The sequence below is a fragment of the Mesorhizobium sangaii genome, from assembly GCF_014207355.1.
Lineage (GTDB): Bacteria > Pseudomonadota > Alphaproteobacteria > Rhizobiales > Rhizobiaceae > Mesorhizobium > Mesorhizobium sangaii.
The window spans coordinates 1-16,202 of the sequence record NZ_JACHEF010000003.1; the positions used below are offsets into that span (position 1 = coordinate 1).

Below are 16,202 nucleotides of genomic sequence, written 5' to 3' on the forward strand. Positions count from 1 at the left end.
ACCGAATGGGCAGCCGATCCGAATCTCGCGATCCCGTTGATCACCGCCGCGTTGCTGAACAATCCCGGCGTCAAGGCGGTCGGCTATCCCGGCGGGCAGATGCTCGGCAATGTGCCGACATACATGCAGGCGGCGGGACGGAAGGCCGGCGACATCTTCAACTTCGGCTTCGACACCAGCCCGCAGATCGTCGAGGCCTTCAAGGGTGGCTGGGTACAGCTGACGGCCGACCAGCAGCCGTTCCTGCAGGGCTACCTGCCGATCCTCAGCCTCTGCCAGCAGGTGGTGCTCGGTCTGGCGCCGATGAATGTCGACACCGGCGCCGGCTTCGTCACGGTTGATAATTACGAGATAGTCGCCGAACTCGCCAAGCAGGCGCTGCGCTGACCTCCCAAGCTGCCGGCCGGGGTTGAGCCCGGCCGGCAGGACCGCCGGCAAAGAGGCCGGTAGCGACAACAGAGGTGAGGATCCGATGGCCGAACGCATCATCGAACTGCGCGATATCAGCAAGTCCTATGGCCAGGTCTATGCACTGGGCGGGGTCAATCTCAGCGTCGATCGGGGCGAAGTGGTCGGCCTGATCGGCGACAATGGCGCCGGCAAGTCGACGCTGATCAAGATCCTGTCCGGCGTGGTCAAGCCGACCAGCGGCGAGATCCTGATCCGCGGCAAGGCGGTGACCGGATGGAGTGCGGCGCGCTCGCGCGAGGCGGGCATCGAGACGGTCTTCCAGGACCGGGCGCTGGCCGTGCAGCAGACGATCGTGCGCAACATCTTCATGGGCCGCGAACTCACCGGCTTCCTCGGCTGGCTTAAGGTCAACAAGGAGATCGAGGAAGCCAGCCGGCTGATGCGCGAGATCGGCTTCACCTCGAAAGTCTTCACGCCGCAGTCGATCGTCGGCCAACTGTCGGGCGGCGAGCGCCAGGGCGTGGCGATCGCGCGCGCCATCTACAAGCAGGCGGAACTGATCATCCTCGACGAGCCGACGACGGCGCTGTCGCTGACCGAAACCGCCAAGGTCTTCCATTTCGTGCGCCAGGTGCGGGCGAGCGGCCGCTCGATCCTGTTCATCGGCCACAACATCCATCATGTCTTCGACATCGCCGATCGCTTCGTGATGCTCGATCGCGGCAAGGTCGCGCTCACCGCCGACCGCAGCGAGGTCAAGTCGGCCGAGGACCTCATCAACTTCATGGAGGATGTCGCACACCCCGGCGGGTTGGCTGGGTTGCACGACACCGGCGACGCCGAGAGGGCAGTGCGATGAGCAAGACCATGGAACCCGATCTGCACGAGCCGTCCACCGCCATTCCCCGCCCACAGAAGGAGTGGAAACACCCATCCGATCAATGGTTGCGTGGGTTCATCCTCGACAATCGTGCTTCGCTCGGCACGCTCGGCGTGTTCATCGTCATGATGGCGGTGTTCATGATCGCCAACCCGACCGTCTTCACCACCTGGTATCTCTACAGTTCGGTGCTGACCACGCTGCCGGTTGCGCTGTTCGTGGTGGTGCCGCTGGTCTTCGTCGTTACCTGCGGCGAGATCGACCTGTCGTTTCCGGCGACGATGGGTTTTGCTTCATGGGTCTTCGCGCTGGTCGTGCAGGCCGGCTACGATCCGTTTCTCGGCATTGCCGCGGCGCTCGTCACCGGCATACTGCTCGGTTTCCTGGTCGGCTCGCTGGTGGTCTATGGCGGGCTGTCGTCGCTGATTGCCACGCTCGGGATGAATTTCCTGCTGCGCGGCCTGATCCAGATCATCAACGAAGGCAAGTCGATGGCGCTGACCAACCTTGCCGACAGCTGGGCTTACAAGATTTTCTCCAGCCAGGTTTATGGCATCCCGGTGCAGATCTTCTGGGCCGTCGCCTTCGTCGTGCTGTCGGCGATGCTCTACAACCGCCATCGCTTCGGCGCGCAGGTGAGGGTGGTCGGCGACAATCCCGACAGCGCCCAGCAGATGGGCATCGACGTCAAGCGCGTGCGGGTGAAAGTGTTTGTCTTCGTCGGCATCGGTGCGGCGATCGCCGGCACCTTCTCGGTGATGATCAACTTCACCTGGTGGCCGACAGCCGGCGACGGCTATCTCCTGCCGGTGCTGGCATCGGTGTTCGTCGGCGGTACGCCGACCTGGGGCGGCATCGGCACCGTCGTCGGCGGCGCCATCGGAGCCGTCACCGTGTCGTTCATCCAGACCGGCGTCGTCGCGGCGGGCCTGAGCGGCTTCTACGTGCAGTTCTTCAACGGGCTGATCATCATCCTGTCGCTGCTCGGCCACAAATGGAACCAGGCGCGGTATCGGTGACGGGAGGAGATATTTAGCGCGGGCGGTCGCTTGTAGGACAACGGGGCAAGCGGACGCTCAAACCGCGGCGACAAACCCGTCCAGCACGCGCTTCTGGCCGGCCTTGTCGAAGTCGATCGTCAGCTTGTTGCCTTCGATGGCGGAAATGTTGCCGTTGCCGAATTTCTGGTGGAAGACGCGATCTCCGACGCTGAAGGCGGATGGCGTATCTGAGACGGATTTGGCGACCAGCTCACCGTCGATGGTGCGGCCTTTGACGCTGGTGCGGCCGGCGCCGTAGCCGGAGTCGGTTTCGCCATAGCCGATGCGCTCGACCTGGTGGCCGGAGCGCGAGCCCCAGTTGCGGTCGGTCGCTTCGGTGCGGTTGGCTTGCGCGCGTTGCCAGCCCGGTGTCGCGTAGGTGTTGGAAAAGGCGCCGGATTTTTCACTGTTGGCGCCAACATTGTCGAAGCGCGATGCGCCGTAGGGATTTTGCCGGCCGCCGCGACCGGAGGCAAAGGAACCGCCGCCGTAGGAATTGCCATAGCCGCCGTAGCTATTGCTCTCGGCGACCTCGACATGGGCTTCCGGCAACTCGTCGAGAAAGCGCGACGGGATGGTCGATTGCCACAGGCCGTGGATGCGACGGTTGGAGACGAACCACAGGTGCAGGTTCTTCTTGGCGCGGGTCAGGCCGACATAGGCCAGACGCCGCTCTTCCTCCAGCCCGGAGCGGCCGCCTTCATCGAGCGCGCGCTGATGCGGGAACAGGCCTTCCTCCCAGCCGGGCAGGAAGACGGTCTCGAATTCGAGGCCCTTGGCCGAATGCAGCGTCATGATGTTGACGGCGTCGAGCTCAGCATTCTGCTCGGCGTCCATGACCAGCGCGACATGCTCGAGGAAGGAGCGTAGCGATTCATACTCCTCCATGGAGCGGATCAGTTCGTTCAAATTCTCCAGCCGGCCGGGCGCCTCGACCGAGCGGTCGTTCTTCCACATGTCGGTGTAGCCGCTCTCTTCGAGAATGGTCTCGGCGAGTTCGGTGTGCGGCGTGGTCTCCAGCGCCTTCTGCCAGCGCTCGAAATTGGCGGCGACTTCGCGCAAGGCGGCGCGCGGCTTCGGCTTCAACTCGTCGCTTTCGGCGAGCTTGGCGGCGGCTTCCAGCATCGGAACGCGCAGCGCGCGTGCCGTGTCGTGGATCTGGCGGATGGTGGTTTCGCCCAGCCCGCGCTTCGGCACATTGACGATGCGCTCGAAGGCGAGGTCGTCGGCACCTTGCGCGACGACGCGGAAGAAAGCCAGCGCATCGCGAATTTCCATGCGCTCGTAGAAGCGCGGGCCGCCGATGACCCGGTAATTGAGGCCGAGGGTGACGAAACGGTCCTCGAATTCGCGCATCTGGAACGAGGCACGGACCAGAATGGCCATGTCGTTGAGATTGTGCTGCTGGCGCTGATAGGCCTCGATGGTCTCGCCGACGGCGCGGGCTTCCTCCTCGGAATCCCAGGCGGCGTGGACATGCACCTTGTCGTCCTCAGGGTCGTCGCGGTCGGTGAACAGCGTCTTGCCGAAGCGCCCTTCATTGTGGGCGATGAGGTGGGAGGCAGCCCCCAGGATATGTGCGGTGGAGCGATAGTTGCGCTCCAGCCTTATGATGGTGGCGCCCGGAAAGTCCTTGTCGAAGCGCAGGATGTTGTCGATCTCCGCGCCGCGCCAGCCATAGATGGATTGATCGTCGTCGCCGACGCAGCAGATGTTGACTTTGTTGTCGTTCACGGGCTGTTCCGCGCCTGCCGGCGCGGGCCCTCCGCGGGGGCCTCGCAACGGCTCGGACGGACGGTCGTCCTTGCGGCCTTCGGCCGACTGCAGACCGGCGGTCGACGAAGATTGGCGCGAGGGTTGCGGCCGCTGCGCCAGCAGGCGCAACCACATGTACTGCGCGGTGTTGGTGTCCTGATATTCGTCGACGAGGATGTATTTGAAGCGCTTGTGGTATTCCTTCAGCACATCCGGATTGGCGCGGAAGATGCGGATCGGATGGCACAAAAGGTCGCCGAAGTCGCAGGCGTTCAGCGTCTGCAGCCGCGCCTGGTAGGCCTTGTAAAGCTCGCGGCCCTTGCCGTTGGCAAAGGCGCGGGCGTCGCCCTCGGCGATGTCGGCCGGGCCTTGTCCCTTGTTCTTCCAGCCGTCGATCATCTGGGCGAACTGCTTGGCCGGCCAGCGCTTGTCGTCCAGGCCCTCGGCCTGGATCAACTGCTTGATCAGCCGCACCACATCGTCGGTGTCGAGGATGGTGAAGTCGGAGCGCAAACCGGCAAGTTCGGCGTGGCGGCGCAACAGCTTGACGCCAATCGAGTGGAAGGTGCCGAGCCACGGCATGCCTTCGACATTGCCTTCGCCGATCAAGATGCCGATGCGCTGCTTCATCTCGCGCGCGGCCTTGTTTGTGAAGGTGACGGCGAGGATCTGCGAGGGAAACGCCTTGCCGGTGGCGAGGATGTGGGCGATGCGGGTGGTGAGCACGCGGGTCTTGCCGGTGCCGGCGCCGGCCAGCACCAGAACCGAGCCCTCCGTGGTTTCCACCGCCAGCCGCTGCTCGGGGTTTAGCCCCTTCAGATAGTCGAGCGCGTTGTTGTGGCCGCTGCGGGCAGCCATGGCGCGCGCGGCAATGCCCGACGGGGCCGCGGGCCGCGCATTGGGTTCGTCGAAAAAGGGCATGTCTTCGGAAAAGCCGGACATCTCCCCCGAATGTAGTGATTCGGCGGCGAAAGGCCAGAAGTGTCTACGTTTTGTTCCGCTAAAGTGCCTGATATGGGCTGTTCAGGCCTTGCGATAACCGAGGGCGACGAAAAATCGATGTCCGAAGGAGCGCGCCTCGTCCGTCATCACGGCGCCGAGAGCGACCTGCATCTGGTCGTAATAGTGGCTGCCGGCGGGCGATATCAGGAAAGTCTGGTAGAGCCTGAGATCGTCAAGCGGCAGATCCCGGTAGATGTAGGCCACCGATGCCATGACGTCCGTTTCGATATCGTGGCGAAGGCCTTCGGATCGCTGACGCAGCAGGGCCATGATCTGGTCGTCGGGCAGGGGCTTTCCGGCCGCTCCCAGCATCTCGGAAAGCATGGCATAGCCCATGTTCAAGGCCACGGCTTCTCCGGTGTCGACCGCGCTGAGATCCTCCAAGAGCTTCTTGTACAGTGCGAGCCGAGCCGGATCCCTGGATGGAAGTTCGCGCAGGATCTTGGGACCTTCGATCGTCTTGCGTTGCCTTTCTTCCGCAGTTGAAGCCTGGATTTCCAGCGCCGTGACATGTTTGCCAAGGGGTGACGCATAGAACGAGGCCAGGTCGGACAGGTCCCTGGCGGGCAGTTTGTCCGCCATGCGTGCTTCGATGGCTGCCTCCATCTTGTTCGCGTCAAAGGCGCCTTCCATGGCCGCCGCCAACGCGTCCTGGATTTTTTGCGGCGGCGTTTCCGGCGCCGATTTCACGGCTGCGATGAAACCCGGGCCGATAGCCATCAGCATCTCGTGAAAGCCGTTCGCCCTGTTGATCTCGTGCAGCGTCTGCGCAGGCGCAGCCACGGCGAGAGAAACAAGGCAACAGAGTGCAAGCACCAGGCGCGTCAGCGGCGGAACGAATGACGTCATTTGCTTGCTCCTGCGGAGAGATGATGGAGACTGCTGGAAAACCCGACCGCAGGCAAGATGGATTGCCACCTTGGCGTGTGCGTCGCCTTGACAGGCGGGGCGGGCGGGAGAAAGCTGCGCTGAGGGCAGGAGCGGGTGCGTCGGGCTGTCCTTGGGCGTCGCAAAACGCAACAGTCGAAGGAGTATCATCTTGGCTGTCACCATCACCTCCCTCATCCTTTTCCTGATCGGTCTGGTGCTTGGCGGCGGCGGCATCCGCTTGGCTTCGCTGGGCGGCAGCTGGTACTATATCATCGTCGGCCTCGCCTTCCTGATCGCCGCCTGGCTGCTCTACCGGCGCCGGTCCACCGCGCTGTGGCTCTACGCGGCGATCGTGATCGGAACGCTGGCCTGGGCGGTCTGGGAAACCGGCTTCGACTGGTGGGAACTCGGCCCGCGCGGCGGCATCATCGTGCTGGTTGCACTGTGGCTGCTGACGCCCTGGGCGCGGCGGGGGATTACCGGCCCCGACGCACGCGCGCCGCTGATCCTGGCCGTGCTGGCGTCGCTGGCGGTTGCCGGTTATTCAATGACGGCGGATCCGAAGGACATCGCCGGCGAGCTCGACACCGACAAGGTGATCCCCAATGCCAATCTCGGCAACGATGTGCCGGCCGGTGAGTGGCACTATTACGGACGCACGCAGTTTGGCCAACGCTATTCGCCGCTCGACCAGATCACGCCCGACAATGTCGCCAAGCTGCAACCGGCCTGGACCTATCGCACCGGCGACGTGAAGGGGCCGGACGACGTCGGCGAGACCACCTACCAGGTGACGCCGCTGAAGATCGGCGACACGCTCTACATCTGCACGCCGCACAATTTCGCCATCGCGGTCGATGCGGTGAGCGGCAAGGAGAAATGGCGTTACGATCCCAAGATCAAGCTCGACAAGGACCGCCAGCACCAGACCTGCCGCGGCGTGTCCTATTATGCCGATGCCGCAATCGCCGCCGGTCAGCCCTGCGCGACCCGCGTCTATCTGCCGACCTCCGACGCGAGGCTGATCGCGCTCGACGCTGCCAACGGGCAGGTCTGTCCGGCCTTCGCGGAAGGCGGCACGCTGAACCTGTTGACCAACATGCCGTATCCGAAGTCGGGCTATTACTACTCGACCTCGGCGCCGCTGATATCAGGCGGCAAGATCATCGTCGGCGGCGCCGTCAACGACAATTATTCGACGCAGGAGCCGTCCGGCGTCATCCGCGCCTACGATGTCAACACCGGCGCCCTGGTGTGGAACTGGGATTCGGGCAATCCGGACCAGACGACGCCGCTGCCGGCGGGCAAGACCTATACCGCCAACTCGCCCAACATGTGGTCGACACCGAGCGCCGACGAGAAGCTCGGGCTCCTCTACGTGCCGCTCGGCAACCAGACGCCGGATCAGCTCGGTGCCGGGCGTAGCGACAATGTCGAGAAATTCTCGTCCTCGATCACCGCGCTCGACCTCAACACCGGGCAGTTGCGCTGGGTGCGGCAGACCGTGCACCACGACCTCTGGGACATGGACGTGCCGGCGCAGCCGAGCCTGATCGACATCACCAAGGCCGACGGCACCGTGGTGCCGGCGCTGGTCGGGCCGACCAAGCAGGGCGACCTCTATGTGCTTGATAGGCGCACCGGCGAGCCGGTGGTTGCGGTCAAGGAAGTGCCGGCGCCGGGCGGCGCCGTCGAAGGCGACCACACGTCGCCAACGCAGCCAGCGTCGGACCTCTCCTTCAATCCGAAGCCGCTGACCGGCGCTGACATGTGGGGCATCACCATGTTCGACCAACTGGCGTGCCGGATCGAATTCCAGGGCCTGCGCTACGAGGGTCGCTACACGCCGCCGTCCGTACAGGGCTCGCTGATCTATCCCGGCAATTTCGGCACCTTCAACTGGGGTGGCGTCGCGGTCGATCCGGTGCGGCAGGTGCTGTTCGGCATGCCGACCTATCTGGCGTTCAAGTCGCAGCTCATTCCGCGCGATCAAGTGCCGCCGCCGGATGAAGGGCGCGGCAGCGAGCAGGGGCTGAATCGCAACGAGGGTGCGCCCTATGCGGTGGTGATGGGACCGTTCCTGTCGCCGCTCGGCATTCCTTGCCAGGCGCCACCCTGGGGCTATGTCGCGGGCGTGGATCTGCGGACCGGCACCATCGCCTACAAACATCGCAACGGCACAGTCTACGACATGACGCCACTGCCACTGCCGCTGAAGGTCGGCGTGCCGGGCATTGGCGGGCCGATGATCACCGCCGGCGGCGTCGCCTTCCTGGGCGCCGCGGTCGACGATTATCTGCGCGCCTACGACCTGACATCGGGCAGACAGCTCTGGCGGGCCAGGCTGCCGGCCGGCGGCCAATCGACGCCGATGACCTATACGGTCTCCGACGGACGCCAGTTCGTGGTCATCGTTGCCGGCGGCCACGGCTCGGTCGGCACAAAGCCGGGCGACTATGTGATGGCCTACGCGCTGCCGAAGTAGGCTACTTCAGGACGGCTCTGTCTTGACGGATCGACGCCTCAGCTGATGCCGAGATGGCTTTTCAGGCCGGGCACCGATCCGAGTACCTCGTTGGTCAGGTCGGGGCCGGCGGCGGCTTCGGCCTGCTGGATCAGCGTTGCGCCCGCCTTCTGGATCTGCGCCATGTCGAGGCCCGATGCCTTGAGGGCCGCAACGCCGTTGACCAGCGCGCCGGCTTTCTCGCCGAGAACGCCGCCAAGCGCGCCCTGCAGCGACGACAGAAAGCCGCCACCGCCGGCCGGAGCGGCGGCCATGACGTCATACTTCTGGGCCAACGCATCGGCGCCGGGGATCTTGGCGAAGAATGAGGAGGCGCTGGTGCCTTCCGCTTCGTGCTCGAGCACCGAGAAAATGGTGCCGACAACCTTTTCCGTCGTCGCCTGGTCGAGACCGGCCTTCTGCGAAACAGTGTTCACGATGTCCTGTACGTCCATGACTTCACCTCAACCCTGGGTTTTCGTGTTTGCCGGATGGCGCGGGCGGATGCGAACCTTGATCATGGACCTTCGACTTGCGGCAACGATCGTCGCGCGCAACGCTGGAATGGCGGTCGCGGCAAACAGGAAGGCGGTTGCCAGGATTGGCGAGGGCATGGTCATCGGCGTCGTTCCTTTCCAGATCGGGCCTTTCAGATCAGGACCGTGACCGCGCCGAGGCGCGGCCGACGTCGACCAGTTTCCCCCACTATTGTGGCAGCGCCATCAAGATTTGCCGCCGATGACCAAAACGTGATGATGCTGGAAGCCTTCAAGGCATTCGCGAAGGAGGACAAGTGTCACCGAGCCGTGACTGGACGACAGGAGCCTCGCTCCTATCTTGCGATCGACACCAAAGCGGATCGAAGGAGCGCAGCCCATGACGAAACCTGCCATCACCCAGGCGATGATCGACGCCTATGATGAATACACTCATCTGACGCTCGACCGCCGCCGCTTCATGGAGCAACTGACCCGGCTTGCCGGATCGGGTGCCGCCGCGGCCGCGATCGCACCGCTTTTGGCGGCAAATTCGGCGCAAGCGGCAATCGTCGCCGACAACGATCCTCGCGTGAAGGGCGAGGACATCACATATGCCGGCAGCAGCGGCGAGATGAAGGGCTATCTGGTCAAGCCGGCGAACCAGTCCGGCAAGCTCGGCACTGTCATCGTCATCCACGAGAACAGGGGGCTCAACCCGCATATTCGCGATGTGGCGCGGCGCGTGGCGCTGGAAGGGTTCGTGGCGCTGGCGCCGGACTTCCTGTCGCCGCTCGGCGGCACGCCTGATGAAGAGGACAAGGCGCGCGACATGTTCGCCAAACTGGATTCCGCGCAGACCGTCGCCAACGGCGTGGCAACGGTCGCTTTCCTCAAGGCCGACAAGGACGGCAACGGCAAGGTCGGCGCCGTTGGCTTTTGCTGGGGCGGTGGCATGGCAAACATGTTGGCCGTCAACACGCCCGATCTCAGCGCCTCCGTCGCCTACTACGGCATGCAGCCGAAGGCCGCCGATGTGTCGAAGATCAAGGCCGCGCTGCTGCTGCACTATGCGGGGCTGGACGAGCGCACCAATGCCGGCATCGACGCCTTCAAGAAGGAACTCGATGCCGCGCATGTCGAATACACGGTCTATGTCTATGAAGGCGCCAACCACGCCTTCAACAATGACACCTCGGCGGCGCGCTACGACAAGAAGGCGGCCGATCTCGCCTGGGGGCGCACGATCGCTTTCCTGAAGGAGAAGCTAGGGTAGCCGATCCGCGGCACCGATTGTTTCATCGCGCCGGCTTGTGGAAGGCAACGCCGGCGACGACCAGCGCAATGCCGAGGCAGTCGGTCGGGCTCGGAATCTGGCGCAAGACGATGACGCCGATCAGCGTCGCGGTAACCGGCAGCAGCGACAGCATCAGGGCGAAGCTCGCGCGTGGCAGCCGCGACATGGCGAGCTGGTCGCAGATGTAGGGAATGACCGACGAGCAGATGCCGACGCCGATGGCGGCGAGCAACAGCAATGGTGAGAAAAGGGCGGGCAGCGCGTCGGTGAGGCCGATCGGCAGCACGACGATGAAGGCAATGGCCATCGCCGCGCCGAGGCCCGCGATGCCGACGCCTGCGCCCGCGCGGGCGACGCGGTGGCCGAGCACGATGTAGCCGACGAACAGCGCGCCGTTGAGGAAGGCCCAGAACAGCCCGAGCGGATCGCTCGACCACTTGACGTCGATGAGCAGCAGAGTGCCGGTGACGGCCACGGCAAGGGCGGCGAGATTGCGCGGGCTCCTGAGGCCGATCAGCGCGATGCCGATGGTGCCGACGAATTCGACTGCCGCGACTAGCGACATCGGCAAGCGGTCTAGCGCCAGGTAAAACGAACAGTTCATCACCGCCAGGCAGGCGCCGAAGGCCAGCAACAGCAGCCGCGTCGAGCGATCGGCACGGGCGAAGGTTCGCCATGGACGGGTCAGCGGCGCGAAGATCAGGGCGGCGGTGGCGATGCGCAGCCACGCCATGCCGAGCACGCCGACATGCGGAAACAGCAGTACGGCGAATGCCGGCCCGAGATAATGGAAGACGGCGCTGACGCCGAACCAGACATGCGGCGGCAGCCTTGCCGCCAGCCCGCCGAGGGCGGGGCCTGCACGGGCAGGGCTTGCCGCGAGTGCTTGCGTTTGATCATCCATCGGATCAGTATCGCAGGCAGTTTTGTCGATTTATATGGGCGATGGTGGGTTCTTCTGGCTAGCTTTCGCCCGAAAGCAAGGAGTTTTCGATGAAACGCCTTCGAACTGAAAGCGCCGACCTCGATGCTGCGGATATGAAGATCCTGCGCCTGCTGGAGAAGGACGCGCGTATCAGCACGGCGGAGCTTGCACGCTCGGTCGGCCTGTCGGCGCCGAGTGTCGCCGAGCGGATCAAGCGGCTGCAGGAGTGCGGCGTGATCGAGGCCTATTCGGTCAGGATCAACCCTGCGGCACTTGGCCTGCCGCTGTCGGCATGGCTGCGCATCCGTCCGGTGCCGGGGCAACTGGCTGTGGTGGCCGAGATCATCCGCGAGTTGCCGGAGATCGCGCAATGCGACCGGGTGACCGCCGAGGACTGTTTCATCGCGCTGGCGCATGTCGGCTCGGTGGCCGAGCTCGAACGGGTGATCGACCGCATCATTCCCTACGCGATGACCAACACGGCGATCATCCAGTCGTCACCAGTGGTGGCACGCTCGCCGCTGGGAGCGGTGAGGCGGTCGCCTTGATGTTCAATAGAGAGGCGAGCATTCATAAGTGAGTTGGCAACAGCCACGTATGTCGATGGACACCCTTTCTCATGCCGTGGTCAATGCCACGGTCAAGGCGGCAGCGGTTGCGCTGGAGCAGAGCCGGAAGCCGTAAGATGATGCCTAAACTCGGACTGCCGTATGAAGGGCGCGCAGAGGAAAGTTCGCGTCAACGGAAGCTAGGTCATTCACTAGCATAACGGCGGCTTCGCCTTCTGCAATCAGGCACTTCAGCAGCCATAGCGGCCAACCAAAGCACGCGACCTGGGACTCGGGCGGCCCAACGTCCTGCACCAGGCAAAACCTTTGTATTGATATTGTCCTCGTGGGCGATCAACGGCCGATCGTCACAATCGCCGTCAAGGGATGTTCGCGCCATGTCACACAGCGTTTCCAAGTCACGGGCGATACCGGCTAGGTCCGTTCGCGAGACCGCTGCCTCTTCAAGCAGTGCTAGGCAGGCGTGCAGAAAAGCACGGAGAGCCTGATGCTCGCCATCCGGTGCAGCGACGCGGCGGCGAAGCGCATCCAAAACGATTGTCAGCTCGCTAATGTTGCGTTTGTTGGGATGCCTGCGTCGGAAGAAGTCAAGTCTATTGGCGATCGCTGCCGCCCATATCGGCAATCCTGTTTCGATTTCAGATAGCGAGCCGTTCGCCATCTCGCATCTCCATTGCAGTCCGCACGCAATCCATATCGGCAGGGATTACACAATGCAAATGCACCGACGCTGTAACCGTCGCGGGAACGCATCTGCACGACAGAACGCAGGTTTCGACAAGGGGATATGGCAGCGGGGAGCTATCTCATAGTGGCGACGCTATGCGTGGCCGCGCCTCATGCGCGCCTGCTTCAGGATGGCGCGCCAGCGGATCATGTCGAACGGGATCGGCTCGTTGTTGTTGGCGATGTGGAAGATCTCGTTGTTGACGTTCTTGAGCGAGCGCCAGAAATCATAGTCGGTGATGCGCGGATCGGCGACCAGCCTGTCCACTTCGACCTTGATGTCGGTTTTCATGCACGTCCCTCGAACCGGCTTCGCCCGCCGCCGTATCGCAACCCATGAGCATCGTTCTCGACCGCTCCGCTGAGTCGTTCAATGGCTCAATTGGCTTGTTCCCGTTAAAACCCCGGTAAGGTTAACGTGGCCGCCGAGTCGCTTCAAGCGGTCTTGCGGCGAATCCCGATCGAACGGCCGGCGCGCTCCGGCATCGGCAGTGCCGAATGGGCGGAGCGCATGGCTTCGACCTTGGCAAGCACATCGGCGGGGAAGGGCGCCACCTTCGGCCCGGACATGTCGACATGCAGCGAAAGCGATTCCGAGGTGGCGGCGAGCCAGCCGTCGACATGGCGGATTTCCTGGTAGACCCGCAGCCGCTTGTCGTCATGGTCGATCAACTGGAAGGTGACCGTGACCTTGTGCTCGAGATGCAGCTCCTGCACGTAGCAGACATGGACTTCCGCCGTGTAGATGGTGAGGCGGCGGTCCCTGGCGTAGTTCGGCCCCATGCCCATCGCCTCGAAGGCGTCGTCCGAGCAGCGGTCGAACAGCACGTTGTAATAGGCCATGTTGAGATGGCCGTTGTAGTCAATCCAGTCCTTCTCGATGTCCATGGGTTGGGAGACGAAGGGGGCGGGGATAGGCATCGAAACTTCCTTGTTCTGGTGCTGGACAGACTGTTGCCAGTGAGACTAGATCGGTTCATCGTTTCACGGAAACGCCGAACTGCTCTATCTCCTTGTTTGACGCAATTCCGGACGGAAAGCCGCTCCACGCCTTTCCTGGAATTGCCGAGCGCATCATCCATAGATGCACAACAAGGGTGCGCGCTGGTCCATTCGCGGAGGAATTCATGGCTCTGAGCGACCTCAATCCGGTCGAACGCAACGACGAAGGCATCGCGGCGGTGCTCGGCATCCTCAAGCAGCGGCTCGGCGAGCGCTTCCAGACCGGCCAGGCCATCCGCTCCCAGCACGCGCACACCACCACCTATATTCCGACGCAGGCGCCGGATGGCGTCGCCTTCCCGGAGACGACGGCCGAGGTGCAGGAGATCGTGCGCGCCTGCGCCACCTACCGGGTGCCTGTGATCGCCTTCGGCGTCGGCTCATCGCTCGAAGGCCACACCAATGCGCCGGGCGGCGGCATCTCGGTCGATACGTCACGGATGAACCGCATCCTGGCGGTCAATCCGCAGGATCTCGACTGTACCGTCGAACCCGGCGTCACCCGCGAGGATCTGAACCGGCATTTGCGCGACACTGGCCTGTTCTTTCCGATCGATCCGGGCGCCAATGCCTCGCTCGGCGGCATGGCGGCGACGCGGGCGTCCGGCACCAATGCGGTGCGCTACGGCACGATGCGCGAGAACGTGCTGTCGCTGACCGCGGTCATGGCCGACGGCGAAACGGTGACGACCGGCAAGCGCGCGAAAAAGAGCTCGGCCGGCTACGATTTGACGCGATTGTTGGTCGGCTCGGAAGGCACGCTTGGCATCATCACGTCGCTGACACTGAAGCTGCAAGGCATTCCGCAAGCGATCTCCGGCGGCGTCTGTCCCTTTCCGAGTGTCGAGGCGGCCTGCAACACGGTCATCGCGACGATCCAGATGGGCATACCGGTGGCGCGCATCGAACTGGTCAACGCACTGCAGATGCGGGCGATGAAAAATTATTCGAAACTCGATTATCCCGAGAGCCCGTGCCTGTTCGTCGAATTCCACGGCAGCGACGCCGGCGTTGCCGAGCAGGCCGAGACCTTCGGCATGATCGCCGAGGAGAACGGCGGCGGGCCGTTCCTGTGGACCAGTGTCGCCGAGGAGCGGACGAAACTGTGGAAGGCGAGGCACGACGCCTACTGGTCGTCGCTGACGCTGCGGCCGGGCGCCAAGGGGCTGTCGACCGATGTCTGCGTACCGATCTCGCGCTTTGCCGAATGCGTCACCGAGACCGAAGCCGACATCTCCAAGATGGGGCTGATCGCGCCGATCGTCGGCCATGCCGGCGACGGCAATTTTCACGTGCTGGTGCTGATGGACGTGAACGATCCGAAGGAGATCGCGCTGTCGGAAAAGTTCGTCGCTCGGCTCAACATGCGGGCGATCGCCATGGACGGCACCTGCACTGGCGAGCACGGCATCGGCCAGGGCAAGATCGGCTTCCTGCGTCACGAACTCGGCCACGGCGTCGACATCATGCGCACCATCAAGCAGGCGCTCGATCCGCTTGATATCATGAACCCGGGCAAGATATTGCCTAGCGTCGGCCATTAGATGTCGGCTGCCGGACACCAGGCGCCCATGCGCCAGGTGAAACCGGATCGCTTACTCGACAGGCTTCTGCAGCGCAGCTGATGCAGGCTTCTCCTGCGCGCCCTGAACAAGCGTTTGCAGCATGGGGCGGGTTGGCGCGAAGAACGTCGTCCCAGTGTGCGGGGTGGAGAAATCGAGCAGCCGGTCGTAAGCGCCCGGCGGGTCACCGATGTACATTCGCTGCAGCATCTTCTCGATCACCCAGAGATACCTGCTATAGCCGATAAAATAGGTTCCGAATTCCCGCCGCCCCGGCTGGCCGAAAGGCATGTTGTCGCGCAGGATGTCGTATTCGTTGCCATCGGCATCCTCGATGGTGGCCAGCGACTTGTGCGATTTGCGCGGCGCGTCGTCATCATCGATTTCGATGTTGTCGATCTTGGTGCGGCCGATGATCTCTTCCTGGAGCGGCGTTGGCGTTCGCGCCCACGCATCGAGATCGTGCAGATATTTCTGAACGACGACATAGCTGCCGCCGGCGAAGTCGGCATCCTCATCGCCGACGAGCGCCGAGGCAGGCAGATCGAGACCGGTGGGGTTGGCCGTGCCGTCGACAAAGCCGAGCAGGTCACGCGCATCGAAATAGCGGAAGCCCGAGACCTCGTCGACGACCGTCACGCCGTCGCCAAGGCTGTCGAGCAGAATTCGCTCGAACTCGAAGCACATGTCGGGGCGTTCGGACCGGATGTGGAAGAGAAGGTCGCCCGCTGTCGACGGCGCCGAATGAACCGCACCCTTGATCGGCGCAAACGATCTCAGCTCTAGCGGCCGCCGGTCTGGAGAGAGACGATCCCAGAGATCACGGCCGATGCCGGCAATACACGACAGCCGGCCGGACAGGTCGCGGAATCCGACAGTCTTGACGAGATCGTCAAGCCCCCCGAGCACGGCCGCGATCTTGGCGAGAGCGCTCTGCTCGCTGGCGACGGTGACGACAAGAAAGACCGCCGACAACGACAATGGCGCGTCGACGCTTTGGGCATCGATCGGCACGCGGTCCCAGTTCTTCCCTGACATCCGAAAAATCTCCGCTTTTTCCAGGATTTGTTTCAGATCATCAGAGATCACGCAACTGCGGACGAGACATCGCGCAGCTGCGGACGAGACATCACGCAACACTGGATGAATTGCCTCTTTATCGACACGCGGATGCAGGTAGAGTG

16 protein-coding genes are annotated in these 16,202 nt (G+C 63.5%); 7 read left to right on the plus strand and 9 right to left on the minus strand.

All coding sequences use genetic code 11. The annotated features are described in order from the left end of the window. The 3 genes from HNQ71_RS15010 to HNQ71_RS15020 form a co-directional block, all read left to right on the plus strand. Positions 1-387 (plus strand): substrate-binding domain-containing protein (locus HNQ71_RS15010; RefSeq protein WP_343068173.1); only part of this gene is annotated, 387 nt, incomplete at its 5' end. 85 nt (positions 388-472) lie between these two features. Further along, positions 473-1,270 carry an ATP-binding cassette domain-containing protein gene (locus tag HNQ71_RS15015; protein WP_184873366.1) on the plus strand — a complete coding sequence of 266 codons (798 nt, stop codon included), beginning with the start codon at positions 473-475 and terminating at the stop codon, positions 1,268-1,270. Next, entirely contained in the window at positions 1,267-2,310 is a 1,044-nt protein-coding gene (locus HNQ71_RS15020) for an ABC transporter permease (protein ID WP_184873367.1), read from the plus strand. Before HNQ71_RS15015 ends, HNQ71_RS15020 begins: the two co-directional genes overlap by 4 nt. Positions 2,311-2,367: 57 nt before the next feature. On the opposite strand, the gene HNQ71_RS15025 is transcribed toward HNQ71_RS15020, so the two are convergent. Both HNQ71_RS15025 and HNQ71_RS15030 read right to left on the minus strand, forming a co-directional pair. Further along, positions 2,368-5,028, minus strand: a complete 2,661-nt coding sequence (locus HNQ71_RS15025; RefSeq protein WP_184873368.1) for an ATP-dependent helicase — start codon at positions 5,026-5,028, stop codon at positions 2,368-2,370. An 81-nt stretch (positions 5,029-5,109) separates the two neighbouring features. Continuing rightward, positions 5,110-5,937 carry a DUF2059 domain-containing protein gene (locus HNQ71_RS15030; RefSeq protein ID WP_184873369.1) on the minus strand — a complete coding sequence of 276 codons (828 nt, stop codon included), beginning with the start codon at positions 5,935-5,937 and terminating at the stop codon, positions 5,110-5,112. 190 nt (positions 5,938-6,127) lie between these two features. On the opposite strand from HNQ71_RS15030, the gene HNQ71_RS15035 reads away from it, so the two are divergent. Then, entirely contained in the window at positions 6,128-8,443 is a 2,316-nt protein-coding gene (locus tag HNQ71_RS15035) for a glucose/quinate/shikimate family membrane-bound PQQ-dependent dehydrogenase (RefSeq protein ID WP_184873370.1), read from the plus strand. 38 nt (positions 8,444-8,481) lie between these two features. Here the strand turns inward: HNQ71_RS15035 and HNQ71_RS15040 are convergent, their stop codons facing one another. Then, complete coding sequence (locus HNQ71_RS15040) at positions 8,482-8,916, minus strand: hypothetical protein (protein WP_184873371.1); 435 nt, start codon at positions 8,914-8,916, stop codon at positions 8,482-8,484. Between the two features lie 9 nt (positions 8,917-8,925). Continuing rightward, entirely contained in the window at positions 8,926-9,081 is a 156-nt protein-coding gene (locus tag HNQ71_RS15045; protein WP_184873372.1) for a hypothetical protein, read from the minus strand. Between the two features lie 256 nt (positions 9,082-9,337). On the opposite strand from HNQ71_RS15045, the gene HNQ71_RS15050 reads away from it, so the two are divergent. Next, positions 9,338-10,213 (plus strand): dienelactone hydrolase family protein, encoded by an 876-nt coding sequence (locus HNQ71_RS15050; protein WP_184873373.1) that lies wholly within the window; start codon positions 9,338-9,340, stop codon positions 10,211-10,213. A gap of 22 nt (positions 10,214-10,235) precedes the next feature. On the opposite strand, the gene HNQ71_RS15055 is transcribed toward HNQ71_RS15050, so the two are convergent. Next, a complete protein-coding gene (locus HNQ71_RS15055; RefSeq protein WP_184873374.1) occupies positions 10,236-11,138 on the minus strand; it encodes an EamA family transporter in 903 nt (300 codons plus the stop codon). A gap of 89 nt (positions 11,139-11,227) precedes the next feature. Here HNQ71_RS15055 and HNQ71_RS15060 point away from each other — a divergent pair, with 89 nt between their 5' ends. Further along, positions 11,228-11,707, plus strand: a complete 480-nt coding sequence (locus HNQ71_RS15060) for an Lrp/AsnC family transcriptional regulator (RefSeq protein ID WP_184873375.1) — start codon at positions 11,228-11,230, stop codon at positions 11,705-11,707. Positions 11,708-11,912: 205 nt separating this feature from the next. On the opposite strand, the gene HNQ71_RS15065 is transcribed toward HNQ71_RS15060, so the two are convergent. The 3 genes from HNQ71_RS15065 to HNQ71_RS15075 all read right to left on the minus strand — a co-directional run bounded on the left by HNQ71_RS15065 (position 11,913) and on the right by HNQ71_RS15075 (position 13,375). Continuing rightward, the gene (locus tag HNQ71_RS15065) at positions 11,913-12,389 is read right to left on the minus strand and encodes a hypothetical protein (protein WP_184873376.1); all 477 of its coding nucleotides are present in this window, start codon (positions 12,387-12,389) and stop codon (positions 11,913-11,915) included. A 159-nt stretch (positions 12,390-12,548) separates the two neighbouring features. Next, positions 12,549-12,746 carry a hypothetical protein gene (locus HNQ71_RS15070; RefSeq protein ID WP_184873377.1) on the minus strand — a complete coding sequence of 66 codons (198 nt, stop codon included), beginning with the start codon at positions 12,744-12,746 and terminating at the stop codon, positions 12,549-12,551. Positions 12,747-12,889: 143 nt separating this feature from the next. Continuing rightward, entirely contained in the window at positions 12,890-13,375 is a 486-nt protein-coding gene (locus tag HNQ71_RS15075) for a thioesterase family protein (protein ID WP_184873378.1), read from the minus strand. Positions 13,376-13,581: 206 nt separating this feature from the next. Here HNQ71_RS15075 and HNQ71_RS15080 point away from each other — a divergent pair, with 206 nt between their 5' ends. Continuing rightward, a complete protein-coding gene (locus HNQ71_RS15080) occupies positions 13,582-15,000 on the plus strand; it encodes an FAD-binding oxidoreductase (protein WP_184873379.1) in 1,419 nt (472 codons plus the stop codon). Between the two features lie 51 nt (positions 15,001-15,051). Here HNQ71_RS15080 and HNQ71_RS15085 read toward each other — a convergent pair whose 3' ends face one another. Continuing rightward, positions 15,052-16,056 carry a Dyp-type peroxidase gene (locus tag HNQ71_RS15085; RefSeq protein ID WP_184873380.1) on the minus strand — a complete coding sequence of 335 codons (1,005 nt, stop codon included), beginning with the start codon at positions 16,054-16,056 and terminating at the stop codon, positions 15,052-15,054. Between the last annotated feature and the right edge of the window lie 146 nt (positions 16,057-16,202).